We start from the raw sequence: 1007 nt of genomic DNA, 5'->3' as shown, positions 1-1007 counted from the left end.
AAAGGAATTGCGCCGTTTTGCTTTGGAAACCTCCACCAAAATTCCTCTCGCCGCCCGTGAAGTTTTAGAACTGATGACCAGTGCTAGCCAAGCAGGGATTGGTGAACAAGATTTAGAAGCTTTTAGTATTTATGCCGCCAAGGCAGCTGTTGCTTTTGATATGAGCGGGGATCAAATTGGGGAACGCTTTGCCAAATTACGCAATGTCTTTAAACTTAATCAAGCAGGCATCGAAGATCTAGGCGATGCCATCAACCATCTTTCCAACCACATGGCGGCCAAGGCAAGTGAGGTGTCTGATTTTACCAATCGGGCGACCGGTGCGGCAACTATGTTTAAACTGACAGCCCGCGAAACAGCAGCTTTTGGGACGGCGATGATTTCTGCTGGAATTGTTCCAGAGAGTGCCGCGCGTGGTTTTAACTCTATGAGTGCGCGCATACAAGCAGGGGGTAAACATATTGAAGATGCTTTTACCAATATTGGTCTCTCTCGCCAAAAATTTATGGAAGATTTGGAGAAAGATGCCACCGGTACCTTGGTGCGTTTTTTTGATGTGTTGGGCAAATCCGAACAGGGTATGCGCTCGCTGATTGCTATTGCTGGACGAGAGTTTACCGGTGATTTTGCCAAACTGGTTGGCAATCCCGAACTGTTAGGGCATGCTTTAGATTATGTGAAAGATCCACAAGTCTTTAAAGGCTCTGTCGAACAAGAGGCGGATAAACAAGCAACCGGTGCTATGCGGCAATTTGAACTGTTGCAAAACCGTATCGTGGCTTTGGGGATTACCATTGGTGAAGTGCTTCTGCCCCCCCTCAACAGTTTGATGGAAAGTGTTGGTGGTTTTATCAATGTTCTTATGGCGTGGGCGAATGCACATCCCACTTTAACAAGCGCTATTATCAAAACCATTGCCGCTCTGATGGCTTTTAATATTGCTTTGCGTGTGTTGCGCTTTACTTTTGCTGGCACACGTCTTGGGCTTCTTCAATTGATCACGTCTT

General features: G+C 46.6%; 1 protein-coding gene. It reads left to right on the top strand.

What is annotated here, in order from left to right:
- Positions 1 to 1007 (top strand): phage tail tape measure protein (locus PVV68_RS10520; RefSeq protein ID WP_342753073.1); only part of this gene is annotated, 1007 nt, incomplete at both ends.

Source organism: Bartonella sp. ML69XJBT (assembly GCF_028618515.1).
Classification (GTDB): Bacteria; Pseudomonadota; Alphaproteobacteria; order Rhizobiales; family Rhizobiaceae; genus Bartonella.
Note: the sequence above shows the minus strand (reverse complement) of the source record. Positions and strands in the feature narration are given on the sequence as shown.